This window comes from Nocardia sp. TBRC8007, from assembly GCF_056629435.1.
Window position 1 is genome coordinate 1 of the sequence record NZ_JBWSOR010000161.1, and the last position, 463, is coordinate 463.

The 463-nt window shown below is 67.2% G+C and carries 1 protein-coding gene; it reads left to right on the forward strand.

Annotation, left to right across the window (positions count from 1 at the left end; translation table 11 throughout):
• Nucleotides 1-72: 72 nt before the first annotated feature.
• Nucleotides 73-463: helix-turn-helix domain-containing protein (locus ACX4ZE_RS23095; protein ID WP_480275570.1), on the forward strand; the 391-nt coding region annotated here is incomplete at its 3' end.

Here is a 463-nt window from a genome sequence, read left to right on the forward strand (position 1 = left end):
GCTTAGTGCTTCGTTCCTGTTTGAGTGGTTGAATTGAAGAGGGGTGTATCGGCGAGGGTGGAGGTGAGTGTGGTGCCGAAGACCCTCATGGCGCGTCCGCCGCGGGATGAATGGGAGGCCGAGCGGATTCATCGGTTGTCCAGAGCGCGGCATGCTCCGGCCGACTGGATCGAGCGGGCACGGATCGTCGCGTTGAGCTGGGAGGGGTTGCGGGCGTCGGAGATCGCGGAGTATTCGGGCTGCCATGACAACCGGGTGCGGCGCTGGTTGAACCGGTTCAACGCCGAGGGTCTCGACGGGCTGGGCACCCGGCCCGGATGCGGGCGTAAACGCCGGATCACCGAGACCGAGCGCGGGCAGGTCATCGCGTTGGCCCGGTCGGTGCCCGCGGGGAAACCGGTGCGTCGCCCGGACGGGGAGTTGGTGGCCGAGACCGAGAACGGGCCCGGTGAATGGACCTTGA